Source organism: Microbulbifer sp. ABE4_465 (assembly GCF_056160765.1).
On sequence record NZ_JBSWXV010000002.1, the window covers coordinates 600734 to 621712 of the forward strand.

Genomic DNA, 20979 nt, shown 5'->3' on the forward strand with positions numbered 1-20979 from the left:
TTTTTGCTGGATTCACATAGTTGGTTTCATATAGCAGTTTTCACTTAGCTGCTGGTTGCGGGTAAGGCACTTTCCGATGAATCGCTTTCCTCGGATTTCTTAACCCTGAACCATGCCGCGTAGAGCGCGGGCAAGAACAGCAGCGTCAGTGCGGTGGCCACGATCAGACCGCCCATAATTGCCACCGCCATGGGGCCGAAGAAATCACTGCGGGATAGCGGGATCATCGCCAGCACAGCCGTCAGTGCAGTGAGCACAATCGGGCGGAAGCGGCGCACGGTGGATTCCACAATGGCATCCCAGGGCGCAAGTCCCTGCCGTTTATCCTGCTCGATCTGGTCGATTAAAATGACCGAGTTGCGCATGATCATGCCGGCCAGGGCAATGGTGCCGAGCATCGCGACAAAACCAAACGGCTGATTGAACAGCAGCAGGAACAGTGTGACCCCGATTACTCCCAGCGGCGCGGTGAGGAACACCATGGTGGACAGGGAGAAGCTGCGCAGCTGCAACATCAGCAGGGTGAACACCACAAAAATAAACAGCGGCATACCGGCATTGACGGAATCCTGGCCTCGCGCGGATTCCTCCACACTGCCACCGATTTCCAGCAGGTAACCTGGGGGCAGTGTATCGCGCAGTGCCTGTAGCTGTGGCCAGATACTGGCGACCACGGTTGCCGGCTGCTGGGTGCCGTAGATATCCGCGCGCACCGTCACTGTGGGCAGGCGGTCCCGGTGCCAGATAACCCCTTCCTCAAAGCCGTAGTCGAGAGTCGCGATCTGGTTCAGGGGGAGCGACCTTCCTGCGTCGGTCTGTACCGCCAGGTTACCCAGCTGTTCCAGCGCCTGCCGCTCCCGCTCCTGGCCGCGTACAGCGACGGTGATCAGCTCGTTGTCTTCGCGGTATTGGCCAACCGCGGTGCCGGAAAGTGACCCCTGCAATGCGCGGGAAAGTGAATTTGTACTCACACCCATTTCCCGTGCCCGTGCCTGGTCGACGTCCAGTTTTACCACCTTACTGGGTTCTTCCCAATCCAGGTGGACGTTGGCCACGTCTTCATTTTCGCGTACTACCGCAGCCACCTCGCGGGCGATGCGGCGGGCCTCGCCGATATGTTCACCGGAAACCCGGAATTGCACCGGGTAACCCACCGGCGGACCGTTCTCCAGGCGGGATACCCGGGTGCGCACCGCGGGGAACTGTTCGCCCAGGGTGGAGATCAGCCACTGGCGTACCTGTTCCCGCTCTTCCACGCTGCGGGTCAGCACGACAAACTGCGCAAAGCTTGCGGCGGGCAGCTGTTGATCCAGTGGCAGGTAAAACCGCGGTGAGCCGGTGCCCACATAGGCCACGTAATTCTCCACCAGCGGATTCTGGGAAAGCAATTCCTCCAATCGCAAGGCCTGCTCTTCGGTTGCGTGCAGCGAGGCGCCCTCATTCAGTTTCAGATCCACCATCAACTCGAGGCGAGCTGAGGAGGGGAAAAACTGTTGAGGCACAAAGCGAAACAGAAATATGGAGCCTATAAAAATTACAACGGTCAGCAGCAATACGGTTTTTCGATAGTGCAGACACCAGTTCAGTATGCGACGGAAGCGCTGATAAAAGGGTTTGCTGTACGGATCATTTTGAGAGGTCGACCCGTGCCCGCCGTGTTCCGGCAGCAGGCGGTTACCCAGGTAGGGCACAAATACCACTGCCGCTACCCAGGAGGCGAGCAGGGATAGCGTCACCACCTGGAAAATCGAGCGGGTGTACTCACCGGTCCCGGACTGTGCGGTGGCAATGGGCAGGAAGCCCGCGGCGGTGATCAGGGTGCCGGTGAGCATGGGAAACGCGGTACTGGTCCAGGCGAAGCCTGCTGCCTTCAGCCGGCTAAGACCCTGTTCCATTTTTATCGCCATCATTTCCACGGCGATGATGGCATCGTCCACCATCAGTCCCAGTGCCAGCACCAGTGCACCGAGGGAAATCTTGTGCAAGCCGATATCAAAGTAACTCATCAGCGCAAAGGTCATCGCCAGCACCAGTGGTATCGACAGCGCCACCACCAGCCCGGTGCGGAAGCCCAGCGAGAAGAAACTCACCAGCATCACAATCACCAGTGCCTCGATCAGCACTTTCACAAACTCGCCCACGCCGCTTTTTACCGCCGCCGGCTGGTCGGATACCTTGCTCAGGGAGAGACCGATGGGCAGGTCCTGTTGCAGACTTTCCACGGCGGCATCCAGCCGTTCACCCAATTGCAGAATATCGCCGCCGGACTTCATGGACACGGCGATACCGATGGCATCCTCGCCCATAAAACGGACACGCGGCTGCGGTGGATCACTGAAGCCACGCTGTACGTTGGCAATATCGCCGAGTGTTAATGTGTGCCCGTTGGCGTGAATCGGAAACTGGCGGATTTCGTCAACACTGCGGAACTGCCCACTGATACGGATGCGTACCCGATCGCTGGCGGCCTCCACAATACCCGCATCAGCCATCTGGTTTTGGGCCTGCAACACCGACTGCACTGCCGAGAGCGGAATCCCCAGGGAGGCCAGTTTGGCATTGGAGATTTCTACCCAGATTTTTTCATCCTGCAGGCCCAGCAACTCGACCTTGCCGACGTCGTCGACGCGCTGTAACGCAAGCTGCAATCGGTCGGCATAATCTTTCATGAGCGCATAGTCGAATCCCTGACCGGTCAGCGCGTAGATATTGCCAAAGGTGGTACCGAACTCGTCATTGAAAAACGGGCCCTGAATATCCCCGGGCAGCGTGTGCCGAATATCGCTGACCTTTTTCCGTACCTGATACCAGAGGTCGGGGATCTCTGCAGAGCGCATACTGTCCCGGGCCACAAACATGACCTGGGATTGACCCGGGCGTGAGAAGGAAGTGATGCGCTCGTAGTCGCCGGTCTCCATCAGTTTCTTTTCAATGCGCTCGGTCACCTGGCGGGAAACCTCTTCGGCACTGGCGCCGGGCCACAGGGTATTCACCACCATCACCTTGAAGGTGAAGGGTGGGTCTTCGCTCTGCCCAAGCTGCGTATAGGAAATGGCGCCCAGCAAGCCGAGTATCAGCATGGCATAGAGCACCAGCGGTTTATTTTTCAGGGCCCACTCGGAGAGATTGAATGACATCTTGGTGTGTCCGTGGATGCAGGAATTTCTTGGAGGCTTCTTTGGGGACGGTTAAAGGCTTTGCGCCAGTCGGTCGTCCGATTCGATCGGTCGGTTTTGCCGGTCCACCGGGCGTATACGCTGACCTTCTCGCACCAGTTGGGTACCGGCGGAAAGTACCCAGTCTTCCGCTGTGAGGCTGGATATCACCTCGGCGTATTCATGGCCGTAATTGGCCACAGTGACCGCGACCTTTTGCAGGGTGAAGGTACTCGGGTCCATGCGCCATACGTGCGCCTCGACGCCGTCGGCAGTAATCGCCGACATTGGCAGGCGTTGTGTGGGGCGGTTTGAATCGGTGCGCGCATAGACGCGGGCGCTCTGGCCCAGCTGCGGCTTGCTGTTGGCACTGTTATCTACTGCGAATGCCACTCGTGCCTCGAAGGTACGCAGGCCGGATTCCGCCGCCGGGGAGAGTTCCCGGACCTGACCATTGATGGGGGTACCCGGTGCGGACCACAGTTCGATGGTCACCGGCTGGCCTACGGCAAAACGCGTCACTTCGTGCTCTGGCAGATCGATACGCACTTCGCGCTCACCATCGGCGGCCATGGCGAATACGGTCTGGCCGGCGCTCACTACCTGCCCGGCATCGACGCTGCGGCGGGTAATCACACCGTCGCTGGGGGCCCTGAGGGTTGCGTAGTCGGCCTGGTTTTCTGCCACCTTCCACTGAGCTCGGGCGCGATCCAGTTGCGCTACGCTGCTGTCGTGGCGGGTTTTGACCGCGTCGAACTGGGATTCTCCGATCAGCTTGCGCTCCAGCAGGTCGCGGTAGCGGGCGAGTTCATTGCTGGCATTGCGGTTGTCCGTTTGCGCCGCTTCCAGCTGTGCGCGGGCGGCGTCTCTTTGCAGCTGCAGGTCGCTTGCGTCCAGTTGTGCGAGAGGCTGCCCCTGCTTGACCCTGTCGCCCACTTCCACCAGGCGGCGGGTTACAGCGCCGCCGACCCGGAATGCCAGTGCCGGCTCGTGCCGTGCGCGGATCTCCCCGGGATACACCGCCAACTGGCTACCCGAGGCAGTGGGGTGGACGACAATGGCGGGGCGTGGGGGTTTGCTGTTACCTGCTTCAGGTGCGGAGCAGGCGGCCAGAAGAATCGCGGCGAAAAGGCCGCCGGTAAGCTTCAGGGTTGGGGCAATGTTCGGGAGGAAGCGGTTCATGAATACCTCATTCCTTGTGGTTCGCTGGCTGCGGAACGGTGCGGCGCGTGACCCGGTGACTATGAAGAACGTGACTTATAGGTCGGGGAAGTCGGCGGAAACTGGTACAGTTGTCTGCCATACTGCGCCGGACGCTATTCTGTACTGGCGAGTATAGTAAGTATATTAAACTCACGAGTCCACTAATTCAGTGGCGGTGAGCGCGTGTTTCAACATCCGGCAAATTTGCCAAACTGGCAGGGTGCCGCGCGCGACATAAAGACGATGACGACCATGAGCGAAACAAATTCAAGCAGCCCTGCCAGCCGGGGCCGCCCGAAAGACCCGATCAAGCGGCAGGCGATTCTGGATGCGGCCAAACACCTGTTTCTCAGCCACGGTTTTACCGGAACCAGCATGGATGCGGTGGCCGGCGAGGCTGGAGTGTCCAAACTGACGGTGTACAGTCACTTCTCCGACAAGGAGAACCTGTTCTGCGCGGCCATCGAGGCCAAGTGCTGCAGCCAGATGCCGATGGTGATGTTTACTCTGGAGCCGGGAATGCCGGTGGCGGAGATGTTGCACAAAATCGGCGAGGCCTTTCTGGAGATGCTCTATCACGAGGACTCCATGAAACTGATGCGTCTGATCAGCGCTGTGGGGGCCCAGGACCAGACCATGGCCAATCTGTTTTACGAGGCCGGCCCCATGCGTACCCGCAATGAAATGACCCGCTTCCTGAAGCGGGCGGTGGAACTTGGGCAGCTGCGAGTGCCGGATCCTGAGCGCGCCTCGGAAGTGTTTTTTGGCATGCTGCAGGGTGGGTGTCGGCATATTCAGATTATGCTCGGGTGTGCGGCGCCTCCGGAAAAGAAAGAGATTGCGGAACATGTGGCGGAAGTGGTGCGGGTGTTTATCCGGGCATACCAGGCGCATTAACACCAGCGCCGTACACAAAAAAGCCCGCAGAGCATGCTCCCGCGGGCTTTTTTTATTTCTTCTGTTTTGAATCAGGTGCGGATCTTGTAGCCGGTGCGGAAAATCCACCACACCGCCGCCATGCAAGTGAACAGGAACAGCAGGGTCATGCCCAGGCTGACACCCACATTCACATCGGAGACACCGTAAAAGGCCCAGCGGAACCCGCTGATCAGATACACCACCGGGTTAAACAGGGTTACCTTCTGCCAGAATTCCGGCAGCATATTGATGGAGTAAAAGGCGCCGCCGAGGAAAGTCAGCGGGGTAATTACCATCAGCGGGATAATCTGCAGCTTCTGAAAATCGTCTGCCCACACGCCGATAATAAAACCGAACATACTGAAGGTCACTGCGGTGAGAATCAGAAAGCCGATCATCCAGAACGGATGGGCGATCTCGTAGTCCACAAAAAAACGCGCGGTGATCAGTATCAGTATGCCGATAATGACCGACTTGGTGGCTGCCGCACCTACATAGCCGGCGACGATCTCAAACGCGGATACTGGAGCGGAAAGCACCTCGTAAATCGTGCCGCTGAATTTTGGGAAGAAAATGCCGAACGATGCATTGGAAATACTTTCCGACAGCAGCGACAACATGATCAACCCGGGAATGATAAACGCTCCGTAGCTTACCCCTTCGATTTCGCCCAGGCGACCGCCGATGGCGGTGCCGAACACGATAAAGTACAGGCAGGTGGAAATCACCGGCCAGGCGATGCTCTGCATCAGGGTACGGCCGGTGCGGGCCATTTCAAACTGGTAAATGGCGCGGATACCGTAAACATTCATCCGTAAAACTCCTCTGTTATCCGGCCTGCTGGCGTTCGTTCTGGTTTTGGTGCACCAGATTGACAAAGATTTCTTCCAGGGAGCTTTCACTGGAGTGCAGGTCCTTGAATTCGATACCCTGCTGGTTCAGTGCGCGCAGCAGTTCTGCGATGCCGGTGTGCTCGCGCTGGGTGTCGAAGGTGTACACCAGCTGGTTCCCCTCGTCGGCCACTTCCAGGGAAAAATCGCCGAGAGCTTCAGGCAGCTCGGTAACCGGGTTCTGCAGGTGAATGGTTAGCTGCTTTTTGCCCAGTTTGCGCATCAGCGTGTGTTTTTCTTCCACCAGTACCAGCTCACCATGGTTGATCACGCCAATGCGATCTGCCATTTCTTCCGCTTCCTCGATGTAGTGCGTGGTGAGAATCACGGTAACCCCATTTTCCCGCAGCCCGCGCACCATTTCCCACATGTCCCGGCGCAGCTCTACATCCACGCCGGCGGTGGGTTCGTCGAGGAACAGAATGGACGGCTCGTGGGACAGCGCTTTGGCAATCATCACCCGGCGTTTCATACCGCCGGACAGTGCCATGATCTTGCTGTCCTTTTTCTCCCACAGAGAGAGCTGACGCAGGATTTTTTCGATGTATTCAGGATTGGGCGCTTTGCCAAACAGGCCGCGGCTGAAACTGACGGTGTTCCACACGCTCTCGAAAGAATCGGTGGAAAGCTCCTGGGGTACCAGGCCTATCTTGCTGCGCGCGGGGCGGAACTCCCGCTGGATATCGTGGCCATCGGCGGACACACTGCCATTGGTGGCATTGACGATGCCGCAGATAATACTGATCAGGGTGGTTTTGCCGGCACCATTGGGGCCGAGCAGGGCGAAGATTTCGCCGCGGTTTATCTGGAGATCGACGGATTTGAGCGCGGTAAAACCGCCGGAGTAGGTTTTACCCACACCCTCAATGGAAATGATCGGTTGCACGCTTCCCCCTTCTGAAATATGACTGGCGGTGCAAGTAGCGGCCGCTATTGTGCCCCGAATGGCACCGCGGCCGCTACCGCCAGAAATCAGGGGAGCGTTTTCTACCGATCTTAGAGTCGGAAGATTCTGTTGTAGAAGTTCACCGCACCCTCATAGGCATCGTTGGCGGCGTCTTCATTGTACGCCAGGGGAATACCGAACTTTTCGCCGCGACCGGTGGCGGCTGGGTTGGTAAAACCGTGCTTGGCCCCGGGGTAGCTGATCACATCAAAACGCACACCGGCGGTTTGCATTTCGGTGACGAAGTTGGCTACCTGCTCGGCAGGAATCATGTCGTCGTCACCACCGGTGTAGACCTGAATTTCCGCCTTGACGTCGCCGGGCTTGATCTGCACTTCGGTCTGCAGGTCGCCGTGGAAGCTGACCACACCTTTCAGCGGCAGGCCCAGGCGGGTCATGGTCAATGCCACCGCGCCACCGAAGCAGTAACCCTGAGCGGCAACCTGGCCGGCTTCCACGGTTTCGTGGGCGTTGATCAGATCGAGGGCGGCCTGGAAACGTTTCAGGGCGGCGCCTTCGGTCTCGATGGTTTTGTTCATCAGAGCTGCGGCATCGCCCGGGTTGTCAGCGCCGACGCCGGTGCCGTACATGTCGAGGGCAAAGGCGGTGAAGCCTTCAGCGGCGAGGCGCTCGGCTTCTTCCCTGGTAAAGTCGTTCATGCCCCACCATTCGTGCACCAGCAGAATGGCGGGCCGTTTGCCCTCGATGGTTTCGTCGTAGGCCAGGTAGCCGGTAAAGGATTCGCCGTCGATGGTGTATTCGATTTCTTCGGTGTGCATTGCTTCCTCCCTGGAGAGTGGTCTTGGAAATATTGTGCCAAGGGTAGATGGGTGCTTTGGGTAAAGCAACGCGCAGCCGTCATTCCGGGCTCGACCGGGAACTCAGTGCTACGAAGCTGGATGCCGGATCAAGTCCGGCATGACGGTTTCTGTAAAGTTGGGTGCGGGAATCGACCCCCCTCGTCATTCCGGGCTCGACCCGGAATCCAGTGCTACGAAGCTGGATGCCGGATCAAGTCCGGCATGACGGTTTCTGTAAAGTTGGGTGCGGGAATCGACCCCCCCTCGTCATTCCGGGCTTGACCCGGAATCCAGTGCTACGAAGCCGGATGCAGGATCGAATCCTACATGACGATCAGGCGGTTAGCTTTTCGGTTGGCGGTACTTTGAGTCTTTAGGCGGAATAATATCGCCATCCTCATCCAGCTCCGGAAATGGCAACTTGTACTGCTCACAATATCTCACCATTTTCGGGTGCATCCAGCGAAACAGAATATTTTTTATTTCCGGATCTTCTTCATCGAGCGCTTTGTTTTCATACATTCCGGCGTTGGTCCGCTGATACATCGCTTCCTGCAGAATAATCGCCGCGGCCACACTGACGTTGTAGCTTTCCACCATGCCGATAATCGGGATGGTGACATGGTCGTCGGCGTGCTCGGCGGCGTAATCGCTGAGGCCATCTTTCTCGGCGCCCATGACGAGGGCGAAGGGTTGGGTGTAGTCGGCTTGTCGGTAGTCGATAGCGCGGTCGGACCAGTGGGCGGCGTAGAGGTGCATGCCCTGCTGTTTTAGGTGAGCCATACCGGTTTGAATATCGGGGTAGACGCTGTTCCCTGTAAAGCGGCCGCTGCCTCCGGCGGTGTTGTGATAAATCTTGTGACCGTGGGTGGGCTGCACCATGTGGATTTCGGGGATGCCGACAGCGTCAGCAGTCCGCAGCATGGCAGAGATATTCTGGGCTTTATGTACCTGGTCGGTAAGGATCGTCATATCGTGCTGGCGCTGGCGGAGCACCTGCTTGAATTTCTCGTAGCGGCTGCGGCTCATGGTACTTCTGTCTTGTTCGGTCTTCTGTTGGCCGCGGATTATAGCACTGTGGTTTATGGTGGGCTTTGTGGTCCCCACTCGGGCGGATTGGTGGTGGCCAAGCACCGGGTATGGGGTTTCAGGACCGCTGTGAATACATCCCTGTACGCTGCGTCGGCGACGTCCCTGTCGCCGACGCTCCTGAAACCCCATACCCGGCACTTGGCCTTCGCATCGGGGGTTTTACAGTTCGACTAGGGAGTAGTGCTCTACTTCTGGGAATGGATCGTAGAAGTGGTGGAGGAGGGCCCTCCAATTTTGGTATTCGGGAGACTTTCGGAAGCCTTGGGTGTGGTCTTCTAGTTTTTCCCAGTTTACCAACAGGATGTAGCGGCTTTCTTTCTCAAGGCACTTTTGTAATTGGTGATTTATGTAGCCTGGCATTGAGGAAATGATGTTTTGTGCCTTCTTGAAGGTACGTTCAAAATCTTTATTCTGATTGGGCTTTATGTCCAGAATTGCAACTTCAAGAATCACGCAAGTTCCTTAAAAAGTACAAACTTAAATACGAAGGTAAAGTACCGGGTACAGGTTTTCAGGAGCGTCGGCGACAGGGACGTCGCCGACGCAGCGTACAGGGATGTATTTACAGGGGGGCGCCTAGCTCGGTTTCGAAAAGCTACACCCGGTGCTTTGCCGCCAAAAAAACTCGCTTACTCGGTACCCCGAACCAAGAACTACGCGAGAGGTGCGGAAAAGGGTTCCACGGTTACCCAATCCCCAGTCTCACAATCCCCACCTTCTCTCGGCAAAACAACAAAACAGTTCGCCGAAGCAAAGCCGGAAAGAATATGACTTCCCTGAATTCCACGAGTCTCCACCACCTGAATCCCATCCTCATCACGATAGGTAAACCCGCGTTGATAATCCGTGCGTCCAGGTCTCTTGCGGATATCGTTCAATAACCGCGCGCGAACCTGTAGCGGAGGCTGTCGGAATTTTTCGGAGGTGCCACGCAATTTTTCTAGGGCGGGAACAACCAGCTGGTACAGGGTAACGATTGCGGAAACTGGGTTGCCGGGCAGGCCGAAGAATAATGTTTCACCGTCGGTTTTGGGGAGGCGACCGAAGGCGAAGGGTTTGCCGGGTTTGATCGCGAGCTTCCAGAAACCGATTTCGCCGAGTTCCTGTAATACGGTTTTGGTGAAATCCGCTTCACCTACGGAGACACCACCGCTGGTGATAACAAAATCTGCGTTGTCGCGGGCTTTGATAAACGCCTCGCGGATTTTTTCTGGTTGGTCCGGCCAGCAGCCGAGATCCAGAATATCCACATCCAGTTGTTCTAGTGCAGCCTGTAGTGCAATGCGGTTGCTATCGTAAATATCGCCATCACCCAGCTCGGAAGCGGCTGTGCCAATGGGCTTCAGTTCATCACCGATGGAGAGCAGTGCGGCTTTGAGTTTGCGCAGTACCGTGACTTCGGCCACACCGGCGCCGGCTAACAGTGCAATGTGGGGGACTTTGATTTTGGAGCCGACTGGTATGAGGCTCTGGCCGGTATGAACATCTTCGCCTCGGCGGCGAATATTTTCGCCGGGTCTGGCAGGGCGGCTCATGGAGAGTTGGTCGCCATCTAAAGTGCAGTTTTCCTGCATCTGTACCCGATCGGCCCCACTGGGCACCGCGGCACCGGTGGTGATACGCACGGCCTGGCCCGCGCTGAGGGTGCCAGCAAACGGATGGCCGGCGAGGCTTTTGCCGATCAGGGTGTAACTGTTGTGATCCCCACAGAGGGCGTAGCCATCCATGGCGGAGTTGTCACAGGGGGGCAGGTCGAGGGTGGCCAGCACGGGTTCTGCGAGTACCCGGCCGCAGGCTTTGGCCACAGGGACGGTTTCGGAGCCGCTGATGGGGGTAATGCTGTCGATCAGCGCTTGCTTGGCCGCTTCTACGGAACGCAGACCGTTTTCTGCACAGGCATCAGTCATTGTTATTGCCTTAAATCTTGTCTGTTTGGTCGAGAAGATAGCTGGGCTGGGTGGGATTTGCCAAGTACTGATATGGGATTGTTCGCTCCATCGTCATTCCGGGCTTGACCCGGAATCCAGAGCTACGAAGCTGGATGCCGGATCAAGTCCGGCATGACGGTGATAGAGCTTGAGAGTAGCTGTGTCGCACTTACCGGTTGATTCGCCGCTCTCCGGTCATTCCGGGCTCGACCCGGAATCCAGCGCTACGAAGCTGGATGCCGGATCAGGTCCGGCATGACGATAATCTGGTCGTTATCCGACTGCCACCGCGAGATTGGTATTCAGCAGCGCCGAAATTTCCGGCTTGCAGGAACCGCAGTTGGTACCACATCCCAGCAGTTCACCCAGAGCATCAACCGACGCTGCACCTTCGGCAATGGCCACTTCGATTTCCTTGCGGGAAACCTGCAGACAGGTACATACCATCTGCGCGCCGGCGGGTACGTCATGCAAGAGTTTGGCGGGGGCGTCTGGCAGTGGCTCTTGCAGGGCGTTTTCCAGGGTTTTGCGGTCCGGCAGGCCCTGCCAGTCGGCGCTGGTGAAGACCAGTAGTTCCATCTCTTCGCTGTGCAGTAACCAGCGTTCACCGCTGGGCAGTTGCAGCTGCTTGCGATTGAGTTGTTTGCCGCTCAGGTTGAACAGCTTGTCCGCCATCGACTGCCAGTCCGGCTGCTTTTTCAGGGCCAGCTCGAAACGGTAGCCGCCTTCCACCGGTACCCGATACCAGTGCAGGATGGTTTCAAACAGCTGCGCATCGCCGGCCTGCAGGCGGCTGTGGAGTTCTTCCGCGGCTTTGCTGCGTAGCAATAAACAGGCGTAGCTGTGGGCGGAGAGTGGTTCTACCTTTACCGCCACTTGCTTCAACTCTGGTTGGCCGGAGAAGGGGTCGGTGAAGGGGATGGCCAGGGCGCTGACGGTGGCGTTGTGGGCGAGGCTGTCGCTCCAGTGGATGGGGGCAAACAGCTGGCCGGGCTTTTGGCTACTAGTAACGCGGGCGCGGCCGAAAAACTGGCCTTTCTCGCTTTCCACGCGCACCAGTTGCGCATCTTCGATACCGAATTTAGACGCTTCCTGCGGGTGTACGTGCAGTTCCGGCGCTTCGCTATGGTCCAGCAGTTTGCGCGCGCGGCCGGTGCGGGTCATGGTGTGCCACTGATCGCGCAGACGGCCGCTGTTCAGTACCAGCGGGAATTCGTCGCGGGTTTCTTGTTTCGGGCATTGGGGCTGCACGGCGATAAAGCGCGCGCGGCCATTGGGCGTATAGAAATCGCCATCGCTGAACAGGCGCGCGGTGCCGTTGGGGTGTTCGGCGTTAGCCGGCCACTGCACTGGGGTAAAGAAGTCGTATTCCTGATCACTGATATTCGCCAGCGCGGAAATATCGAAGGCGCGGCGGGCCTGATTGCGGTGGTTTTCGAAACCGGACAGGGCCGCGTGTTCGCGGAAAATATCCGCCGGGGTTTCAAAATCAAACGCTTCGCCAAAGCCGAGGCGCTTTGCCACGTCGCAGATGATTTCCCAGTCGTGGCGGGCTTCCCCCGGTTTCGGCAGAAAACCTTTCTGACGGGAGATACGGCGCTCGGAGTTGGTGACGGTGCCGGTCTTTTCACCCCAGGTGGTCGCGGGCAACAACAGGTCGGCGGTGCGCGCGGTATCGGTATCGCCGACACAGTCGGAGACGATCACCGTGGGGCAGTTTTTCAGGGCGGCGGCGACGCGGCGTGCATCCGGCATACTCACCGCCGGATTGGTGGCCATGATCCACACGGCCTTGATCTGACCGCTCTCCACCGCGTTAAACAGATCCACCGCCTTCAGGCCCGGGCCCTGTGCCATCTTGGTGGCATTCCAGAAGCGGCCCACACGGTCGATATTGTCTTTGGTGAAATCCATATGCGCGGCGAGCATATTTGCCAGGCCACCCACCTCACGCCCGCCCATGGCATTGGGCTGGCCGGTAATGGAGAAGGGGCCGCAGCCGGGCCTGCCGATGCGGCCGGTGGCCAGGTGGCAATTGATAATGGTGTTATTTTTATCGGTGCCGGTGCTGGACTGATTGACGCCCTGGGAATAGAAACTGATGGTTTTTTCCGTGGTGCGGAACAGCTCGTAGAATTCGAGCAGTTGTTCCTGCTCCACACTGCAGTATTCCGCCACTTTCTCCGGCGTCCACTCCGCGGCTGCGTAAAGCGCGTCGGGAAAGCTTTCCGTGTGGTTGTCGATAAATTCCTGGTCCAGCGCGCCGAACTCGGTCAGGTAATGGAGCAGGCCATTGAATATAGCCGCATCGCTACCCGGCGTGATCGCCAGGTGCATATCCGCCATTTCACTGGTGGCACTGCCGCGGGGGTCTACTACCACCAGCTTGGCGTTCGCGGCCTGCATCCGCTGGAACAGAATCGGGTGGGTCCAGGCGGCATTGGAGCCGATCAGAACCACCAGCTCCGCCTCGTCCAGATCCTCGTAATTACACGGCACCGCATCCGCACCCAGCGCGCGTTTGTAGGCGGCGACCGCGGAGGACATACACAGGCGGGAATTGGTATCCACATTGCCCGTGCCGATAAATCCCTTCATCAGTTTGTTGGCAACGTAATAGTCTTCGGTCAACAACTGACCGGACAGGTAAAACGCCACCGAATCCGGCCCGTGCTCGTCAATGGTCTCACGCAGTCTGGAAGCAGCAAATTCCAGCGCCGTTTCCCAGTCGCACTCTTCGCCGTGCAACTGCGGCTTTAACAGACGCCCGTGGTTGCCGAGGGTATCCGCCAGGGACGAACCCTTAACGCACAGCTTGCCCTTGTTGGCCGGATGCTGTTCATCCCCCTGGATACGAATCACATCCTCGCCACTGGAAGGGCTCGACTCCCGCGTCGCCGCCACCCCACAACCCACCCCGCAATAGGGGCAGGTGGTGCAGGAACGGTGGGCGCTGAACAGTTCGGTTAATGCCATTGGAGACTGCTTATTTTCTGGTTCTTATTGATCGATCTTAATCAGCACATCATCGCCTTCAAAGGCAACGGGGAAGGTCTCCAGCTTGAGTTCTTCCTCCTCCAGACACTGCCCGTCGGTCAGACGGTAGTGCTGCTTGTACAGCGGCGAGGCAACGGTCAGTTCACCGTCAATTTCCGCCACAATACCGCGGCCGATCACGCCCGCATTGGCGACAGGGTCCCAGTTATCAACAGCGTACAACTGGGGTTCCTGGGTGGGTAAAAAAAACAGGGCAATCTGACGACCGCCCACAAGAGCGCACACTCCGGAATCGGCTACAAGATCTGATCGCTTGCAGACTTGCAGCCACTCGGTGCGGGTTATGGCAACTTCGCTCATTCTGGTTCTCCACAAATGGTGGTGGTGAAATTCTTAAAACTTGTGTTCTTTTCCAGCCTCTGTGGGGCTGGATTCCGGCCTGCGCCGGAATGACGCGGGGCGGAGTGGTTCTATTTAGCTCCTGTGGAGCTGGATTCCGTACCGGATCAAGTCCGGCATGACGGCGCCGGAATGACGATACGAGGTCGATGCGAAGGTGGAGTGCCGGGTGTCAGGTTTCAGGAGCGTCGGCGACAGGGACGTCGCCGACGCAGCGTACATGGATGTACTTGCAGCGGTCCTGAAACCTGACACCCGGTGCTCCACCGCCACCGGGCTAATTCAAGCCTCTACGCCGGCTCGGCAATCTTGACGATTTCTTCCTGGGTCGCAGGACGGCGTTGTTCGCGCTCTTCTACGAAGACGATCTTCTCGTCTTTCTCGTCGGTGTTCACGAACTGGCGGAAGCGCTTGATCATCTCCGGGTCGTTGATCGCGGTTTTCCACTCACACTGGTAAGTGCCAACCACATTACCCATCTGACGCTCCAGCTCATCGCAGATACCCAGTTTGTCCTCGATCACCACCTCACGCAGGTAATCCAGACCGCCTTCCAGGTTCTCCAGCCATACCGAAGTACGCTGCAGTTTGTCCGCCGTGCGCACATAGAACATCAGCACCCGGTCGATATATTTAATCAGCGTCACATCATCCAGATCCGTCGCGAACAGGTCCGCGTGACGCGGGCGCATACCGCCGTTACCACACACATACAGGTTCCAGCCGTTCTCGGTAGCAATTACACCAATATCTTTACTCTGGGCTTCCGCACACTCACGGGTACAACCGGAAACCGCCATCTTGATCTTGTGCGGCGAACGCAGGCCCTTGTAGCGGTTCTCGACCGTCAGTGCCATGCCCACACTGTCCTGGACACCAAAGCGACACCAGGTACTACCCACACAGGATTTCACCGTACGCAGGGACTTGCCGTACGCGTGGCCAGTCTCAAAGCCCGCATCGGTCAGCTCGCGCCAGATTTCCGGTAGCTCTTCCAGGCGCGCGCCGAACAGGTCGATACGCTGGCCGCCGGTGATTTTGGTATACAGGTCGTACTTCTTCGCCACCTGGCCCAGCACGATCAGTTTGTCGGGCGTAATCTCACCGCCGGCAATACGCGGAACCACGGAGTAGGTACCGTTCTTCTGCATGTTCGCCATAAAGGTATCGTTGGTGTCCTGCAGACCAACGTGGGGCTTCTCGTGAATATGTTCGTTCCACAGAGAGGCGAAAATGGAAGCCGCGGTAGGCTTACAGATTTCACAGCCTTTACCGGAACCGTGCTTGTGCAGCAGCTCGTCGAAGGTCTTGATTTCCTCTACCTGCACCATGTGGAAAATTTCCTGGCGGGTGTAGGGGAAATGCGGGCAGAGGTCGTTGTTGACTTCCATCCCCAGAGCCGCGAGCTCTGCATCCACCACATTTTTCAGCAGCGCAGAACAGCCGCCACAACCGGTGGCCGCTTTGGTGCAGTCTTTGACTTCGCCCACAGAGCAGCAACCACCCTGTACCGCGCCGACGATATCGCCCTTGCTCACATTGTGACAGGAGCAGATGGTGGCGGTGTCTGGCAGCGCGTCGGCACCGAGAGTCGGGGCGGCGCCGTCCAGTGCCGGCAGGATCAGTTGCTCCGGGTGCTCCGGCAGATCCATATCGTTCAGGTGGTATTGCAGCAGGGTGTCGTAATCACCGGTGTCGCCTACCAGTACCGCGCCGCGCAGTTTCTTGCCTTCGCGGTCGGTGATCATGCGCTTGTACACGCCGGTCTGCTCATCAACGAAGGTGATCGCAGCGGAACCTTCCGCACGGCCGTGAGCATCGCCGATGGAGCCAACTTCCACGCCCAGCAGTTTCAGCTTGGTGCTCATGTCCGCACCGTTGAACTCGGCTGCCTCGCCACACAGTAGGGAAACCGCGGTGCGCGCCATGGTGTAGCCGGGGGCTACCAAGCCGTAGATAAAGTTGTTGAACAGGGCACACTCGCCGATGGCGAAAATATTTTTGTCGGAGGTGCGGCAGGTATTGTCCACCACGATACCGCCGCGCTCACCCAGTTCGATACCAGCGGATTTGGCCAGGCTGTCTTCCGGGCGGATACCGGCGGAAAACACAATCAGGTCGGTATCCAGGGACTTGTCGCCCTTGAAGTTCATGCGCAGGCGACCGCCGTCCACTTCTTCGATCAGTTCGGTGGCGGTGCTGGTGTGTACGGTCACGCCCAGCTCTTCAATTTTTTCCCGCAGCAGTTTGGAGCCGCCTTCGTCCAGCTGTACGGACATCAGGCCCGGGGCGAATTCCACCACGTGGGCTTCCAGGCCCAGCTGCTTGAGTGCGTTGGCCGCTTCCAGACCCAGCAGGCCACCGCCCACAACTACGCCGACCTTGCCGTCTTTGGCGGCGGCCTGGATTTTGTCGAGGTCTTCGAGGGTGCGGTACACGAAGCACTTGTCGTGCTGGTGGCCGGGGATTGGCGGTACGAAAGGATAGGAACCGGTGGCCAGGATCAGGTGATCGTACGCTTCACTTGCGCCACTGGCGGAGGTCACGATTTTGTTTTCGCGGTCGATGCCCACGGCGGCATCGTTCAGACGCAGGTCGTAACCCCACTCGCGGTACTGCTCGACCTTGCCCATGGCCAGGTCGTCGGCGGTGCGGCCGCCGAAGTACTCGGAGAGGTGTACCCGGTCGTAGGCGGGGCGGGGTTCGGCGCAGAATACCAGCACGTCGAACAGTTCCCGTGCGGGACGATTTGCCAGTTGTTCCAGGAAGTGGTGACCCACCATGCCGTTGCCGATGACGACGATTTTTTGCTTAACCATAATCTCTGCCGTTTGAACCTGATTGGTTTCGACAGAAGTACAGCGTTGGGGGAGGGCCTGGGTAGCTTGCGGCTGCACGGGCGTCCCCTCTTCTGTCGAAGAGTATCAGGCGCCGTTGCCTTGCTAAAAGAATTTCGGATTGTGACTAAAGATATTCAATCTCTGTGCCAACTTTTACGAGCGGCGGAAGGTGGGGGAAACCACAGGATTTGTGCGGTTTATTGGCGATTTCGCATAGCGGTGCGCGTTAATTTGGTGCGGTTCCGTCAGGCTTGCGTCAAAGAGGGGCAGGTTACAGGAAGTACAGCAGGTGAGACAGAATCGCCAGCACCGCGACCGTCTGCCAGAATAGCAGCGGATTGCGCTCCATCAGCGGCGGTTTATCCGCACTATCGAATTTTTTGTTGGGCGTGCTGAGGTCGTGCACAAACTCCGACAGTGCCGGGTAGCGGTTCTTCGGGTCTGGCGCACAGGCCTTACGCAGGGCGCCATCGATCCAGTCCGGAATATCTTCCCGCTGCCGACGCGCACTGAGATAGCGCAGGCTGGCGTAGTTCTTTAATTGATAGTGGTTGCTGCCGAAGCGTTCTTTATAGGGGTAGTGCCCGGTGAGCATCTCGTAGGCGATGACCCCGAGGGAGAAGATATCCGAGCGGTGGCTGGCCGCATCACTGAAGAAATATTCCGGAGCACAGTAATTTTTGCTGCCGGGCGGTGCACTGTCCTGGTAACGCAATAGCTCCTGCAACCCCGCTGCATTGGCGCCGCCCAGATCGATCAGCTTCAGGCGACCGGTGGAATCCACCATGATGTTTTCTGGCTTCAGATCCCCGTGCACGATTTCCAGCCGTTGCAGGCGGCGCAGGGCGCTCACCAGCTGCTGCACCAGATTGCGCACCTGATCCAGCGGCGGTTCCGGATTCAACTGCATCCACTGCCGCAGATTCTGCCCGTCCACATACTCCATAACGTGGTAAAGAAACTGACGCTCCTTGCGCGGCGGAAACACCTTCACAATGGCCGGATGCTCCAGCCTGCGCCCGGTCCATTCCTCGGCGATAAACCGCTCGATATAAGCCGGGTCGTCACTGAAATTTTCCGACGGCGCCTTCAAAGCGCGCAGCGCATCGGATTCCATATCCCGCACCAGATACAGATAACTGCGACTGCTCGCGTGCAACTCCTGCAGCACCTCGTAACCGTCGATCTTGTTGCCCGGTTGCAGGGGCGGCGGGAAGGGCAGCTGGCTTGTCGCCAGCATCACATCGTCCGCCTGTAAAGAGTCGAGCACATTCACCCGGCACAGCGCCAGGCTCAAGTTGTCCTTGCTGCCATTATCCAGCGCCGCCGACATCAGCGGCTGTGCCGCCTCCAGCTGGTGCTCTACCAGCAGATCCTTGAATTGCCTGGTCGGCAGAAAATCGTGAATACCATCGGTGGTCACACAAAACAGATCGCCCGCTTCCAGCGGCTCCTGGCGGTAATCCACCTCGATATGCGCATCCATCCCCAGTGCGCGGCTCAAAAACGTCCGCCCTGGTCCCAGGGTGCGGCTGTGGTCCTGTGTCAGGCATTCGAGCTTGCCGTCTCTCAGTCGATAAATCCGCGAATCCCCGATATGAATCAGATGCGCGGTAGAGCCTTTCAGCACCACCGCCGAGAAGGTCGTCAACCAACCCCGCTGCACCTCATCCGCGCCGCCGCTCTGCCGGTACAGCCAGCCATTCAGTGCGTGCAAAACCCGCGCCGCCGCCTGCTTTACCGACCAGGAATCCGGCGTACTGTAATAGTCGGAAATAAACCCGCTCACCGCCGCCCGCGCCGCCGCACCCCCGGCCTCCGCGCTGCCCACCCCATCCGCAATCGCGGCGAGAGAACCGCGATAACGCAGATCGCTGCCGGTGGCCCGGTAGATCGCAACCGCGTCGTCGTTGTAGGCGCGCTGTCCGCACTCGGTGGCCGTGGCAAATTCCAGGTTCTCGGAATTGGAGGCCTGTTGGTCTGAATCGGGCACGGTGATGGTTTCGCAGGTGGTGTTCAAAATAGGTGGTCTCTTTCGTCATTCCGGGCCTGACCCGGAATCCAGTGCTACGAAGCTGGATGCCGGATCAAGTCCGGCATGACGGTTTATAAAGTCGGTGCCAGAATTCGCCCCTCTCGTCATTCCGGGCCTGACCCGGAATCCAGTGCTGCGAAGCTGGATGCCGGATCGAGTCCGGCATGACCGTATTTGAAGAATTACGCAACGTCGATCAGAGAAACACTACCATCCGGCATGACTTCCGCCATCTGACCTTCCGGTTCTTCCAGGAACAGCAGCGTCACAAAGCCAAGCACCGCCGTACCCGCAATCACCAGGAAGAAGGTCTGGTAAGAAACCATGCTCAGCACCGTCAGATAAAACACCGCGCCCACATTCCCGTAAGCCCCGGTCATCCCCGCAATCTGCCCGGTCAGGCGACGCTTGATCAGCGGTACCACCGCAAACACCGCACCCTCACCGGATTGCACGAAGAAAGAACATGCCATCGCCGCAGCCACCGCCAGGTATAAAGGCCACTCGCTGTCGATCATGCTCATGGTCAGATAGCCCAGCGCCAGACCCGCCGTCAGAATCAGCAGCGTACTCTTGCGCCCGAACCGGTCACTGATCAAACCACCCGCCGGGCGGGACATCAGGTTCATAAACGCATAAGCAGAAGCCAGCAGGCCCGCTTTCACCGGATCCAGGGTAAAGGTCTCCGAGAAAAACAGCGGCAGCATGGAAATCACCGCAAGCTCAGAACCGAAAGTGGCGAAGTACAGAATGTTCAGCACCGCCACCTGCTTGAACTGATAGCGATGGATCGGCTCCGGCAGTTTGACGAAAATTTCTTTGTTGATGTCGTAACACTTCTTCGCATCAAACACGTACAGCGCCACCAGGGATACATAAATCGCGATCGCCACCGGCATTGCCAGCATGCCCACGCCCGCCGGCGACAGCTTCCAGGTCAGCAGCGCCAGCGCCGCATACATGGGCACCTTCATGATCAGCAGCAGTACAAAGTCCGACGGGCTGGACACTTCCATACCGCCGATTTTCTTCGGCTTGAAATAGGTGCCGCCTTTCGGAGTGTCGGTTACCGAGCGGTAATAAATCACACTGTAAACCAGCGCAATCACACCGGTAATACCGATGGCATAGCGCCAGCCGTCGTCGCCACCGAACAGCAGTGCGATGGTCGGCAGACTCATGGCACCGGCGGCAGAACCAAAGTTACCCCAGCCACCGTAAATACCTTCCGCGGTACCCAGCTGCTTTGCCGGGAACCACTCGGAAACCATGCGGATGCCAATCACGAACCCTGCGCCGATAAAGCCCAGCAGAAAACGGCCGATAGCCGCCGCGGTAAAGCTGTCCGCCAGCGCAAAGATAAAACAGGGGATACTGCCAATGGCCAGCAGCAGGGAATAGGTCAGGCGCGGGCCGTATTTATCGGTCAGCATGCCGATAATCACCCGCGCCGGAATGGTCAGCGCCACGTTCAGGATCAGCAGTGTCTTCACTTGCTCGGAGGTGAGCGACAGGCTGTCGGCAATGGCCATCAGCAGCGGTGCGTGGTTGAACCAGGCAAAGAAGGTAATAAAGAAAGCGATCCAGGTCAGGTGCAGCACCCGGATCTTTCCTTTGAAGGAAAACAGATTTAAAGAATCACTGGACATGGTCGTATCCCGTTAGTTATGAATCTTTTCTCTGTTCTGTTGCGGTCGCCGCCCGAAACGCGAGCTCGTCATCCCCGCGAACGCGGGGATCCAGATACCGCAGAGCTGGATTCCCGCCTTCGCGGGA

14 protein-coding genes are annotated in these 20979 nt (G+C 58.1%); 1 reads left to right on the plus strand and 13 read right to left on the minus strand.

The window, feature by feature from the left end:
• Window positions 1-44: 44 nt before the first annotated feature.
• Together ACXAG1_RS06200 and ACXAG1_RS06205 are read right to left on the minus strand one after the other, a co-directional pair.
• Window positions 45-3137 carry an efflux RND transporter permease subunit gene (locus ACXAG1_RS06200; protein WP_475119244.1) on the minus strand — a complete coding sequence of 1031 codons (3093 nt, stop codon included), beginning with the start codon at window positions 3135-3137 and terminating at the stop codon, window positions 45-47.
• 51 nt (window positions 3138-3188) lie between these two features.
• Entirely contained in the window at window positions 3189-4337 is a 1149-nt protein-coding gene (locus ACXAG1_RS06205; RefSeq protein WP_475119245.1) for an efflux RND transporter periplasmic adaptor subunit, read from the minus strand.
• A gap of 273 nt (window positions 4338-4610) precedes the next feature.
• On the opposite strand from ACXAG1_RS06205, the gene ACXAG1_RS06210 reads away from it, so the two are divergent.
• A complete protein-coding gene (locus tag ACXAG1_RS06210; protein ID WP_475091993.1) occupies window positions 4611-5255 on the plus strand; it encodes a TetR/AcrR family transcriptional regulator in 645 nt (214 codons plus the stop codon).
• Between the two features lie 71 nt (window positions 5256-5326).
• Here the strand turns inward: ACXAG1_RS06210 and ACXAG1_RS06215 are convergent, their stop codons facing one another.
• The 11 genes from ACXAG1_RS06215 to ACXAG1_RS06265 all read right to left on the minus strand — a co-directional run bounded on the left by ACXAG1_RS06215 (window position 5327) and on the right by ACXAG1_RS06265 (window position 20852).
• Window positions 5327-6088 carry an ABC transporter permease gene (locus tag ACXAG1_RS06215; protein WP_475091994.1) on the minus strand — a complete coding sequence of 254 codons (762 nt, stop codon included), beginning with the start codon at window positions 6086-6088 and terminating at the stop codon, window positions 5327-5329.
• 16 nt (window positions 6089-6104) lie between these two features.
• Window positions 6105-7052 carry an ATP-binding cassette domain-containing protein gene (locus ACXAG1_RS06220; RefSeq protein WP_475091996.1) on the minus strand — a complete coding sequence of 316 codons (948 nt, stop codon included), beginning with the start codon at window positions 7050-7052 and terminating at the stop codon, window positions 6105-6107.
• Between the two features lie 110 nt (window positions 7053-7162).
• A complete protein-coding gene (locus tag ACXAG1_RS06225; protein WP_475119246.1) occupies window positions 7163-7891 on the minus strand; it encodes a dienelactone hydrolase family protein in 729 nt (242 codons plus the stop codon).
• Window positions 7892-8254: 363 nt separating this feature from the next.
• Window positions 8255-8941 (minus strand): tRNA (guanosine(18)-2'-O)-methyltransferase TrmH, encoded by a 687-nt coding sequence (gene trmH / locus ACXAG1_RS06230; protein ID WP_475119247.1) that lies wholly within the window; start codon window positions 8939-8941, stop codon window positions 8255-8257.
• A 222-nt stretch (window positions 8942-9163) separates the two neighbouring features.
• Window positions 9164-9457, minus strand: coding sequence for an antibiotic biosynthesis monooxygenase family protein (locus ACXAG1_RS06235; protein WP_475119248.1), 294 nt, complete (start codon window positions 9455-9457; stop codon window positions 9164-9166).
• A 200-nt stretch (window positions 9458-9657) separates the two neighbouring features.
• Window positions 9658-10911: a molybdopterin molybdotransferase MoeA gene (gene moeA / locus ACXAG1_RS06240; protein ID WP_475119249.1), complete on the minus strand. Its 1254-nt coding sequence runs from the start codon at window positions 10909-10911 to the stop codon at window positions 9658-9660.
• A 294-nt stretch (window positions 10912-11205) separates the two neighbouring features.
• Window positions 11206-13908, minus strand: a complete 2703-nt coding sequence (locus ACXAG1_RS06245) for a nitrate reductase (RefSeq protein WP_475092001.1) — start codon at window positions 13906-13908, stop codon at window positions 11206-11208.
• Window positions 13909-13932: 24 nt separating this feature from the next.
• Entirely contained in the window at window positions 13933-14289 is a 357-nt protein-coding gene (gene nirD, locus ACXAG1_RS06250; RefSeq protein WP_475092002.1) for a nitrite reductase small subunit NirD, read from the minus strand.
• Window positions 14290-14618: 329 nt separating this feature from the next.
• Entirely contained in the window at window positions 14619-17147 is a 2529-nt protein-coding gene (gene nirB, locus ACXAG1_RS06255; protein WP_475119250.1) for a nitrite reductase large subunit NirB, read from the minus strand.
• Between the two features lie 292 nt (window positions 17148-17439).
• The gene (locus ACXAG1_RS06260; RefSeq protein WP_475119251.1) at window positions 17440-19188 is read right to left on the minus strand and encodes a bifunctional protein-serine/threonine kinase/phosphatase; all 1749 of its coding nucleotides are present in this window, start codon (window positions 19186-19188) and stop codon (window positions 17440-17442) included.
• Between the two features lie 197 nt (window positions 19189-19385).
• The gene (locus ACXAG1_RS06265) at window positions 19386-20852 is read right to left on the minus strand and encodes a NarK family nitrate/nitrite MFS transporter (RefSeq protein WP_475119252.1); all 1467 of its coding nucleotides are present in this window, start codon (window positions 20850-20852) and stop codon (window positions 19386-19388) included.
• Window positions 20853-20979: the final 127 nt, after the last annotated feature.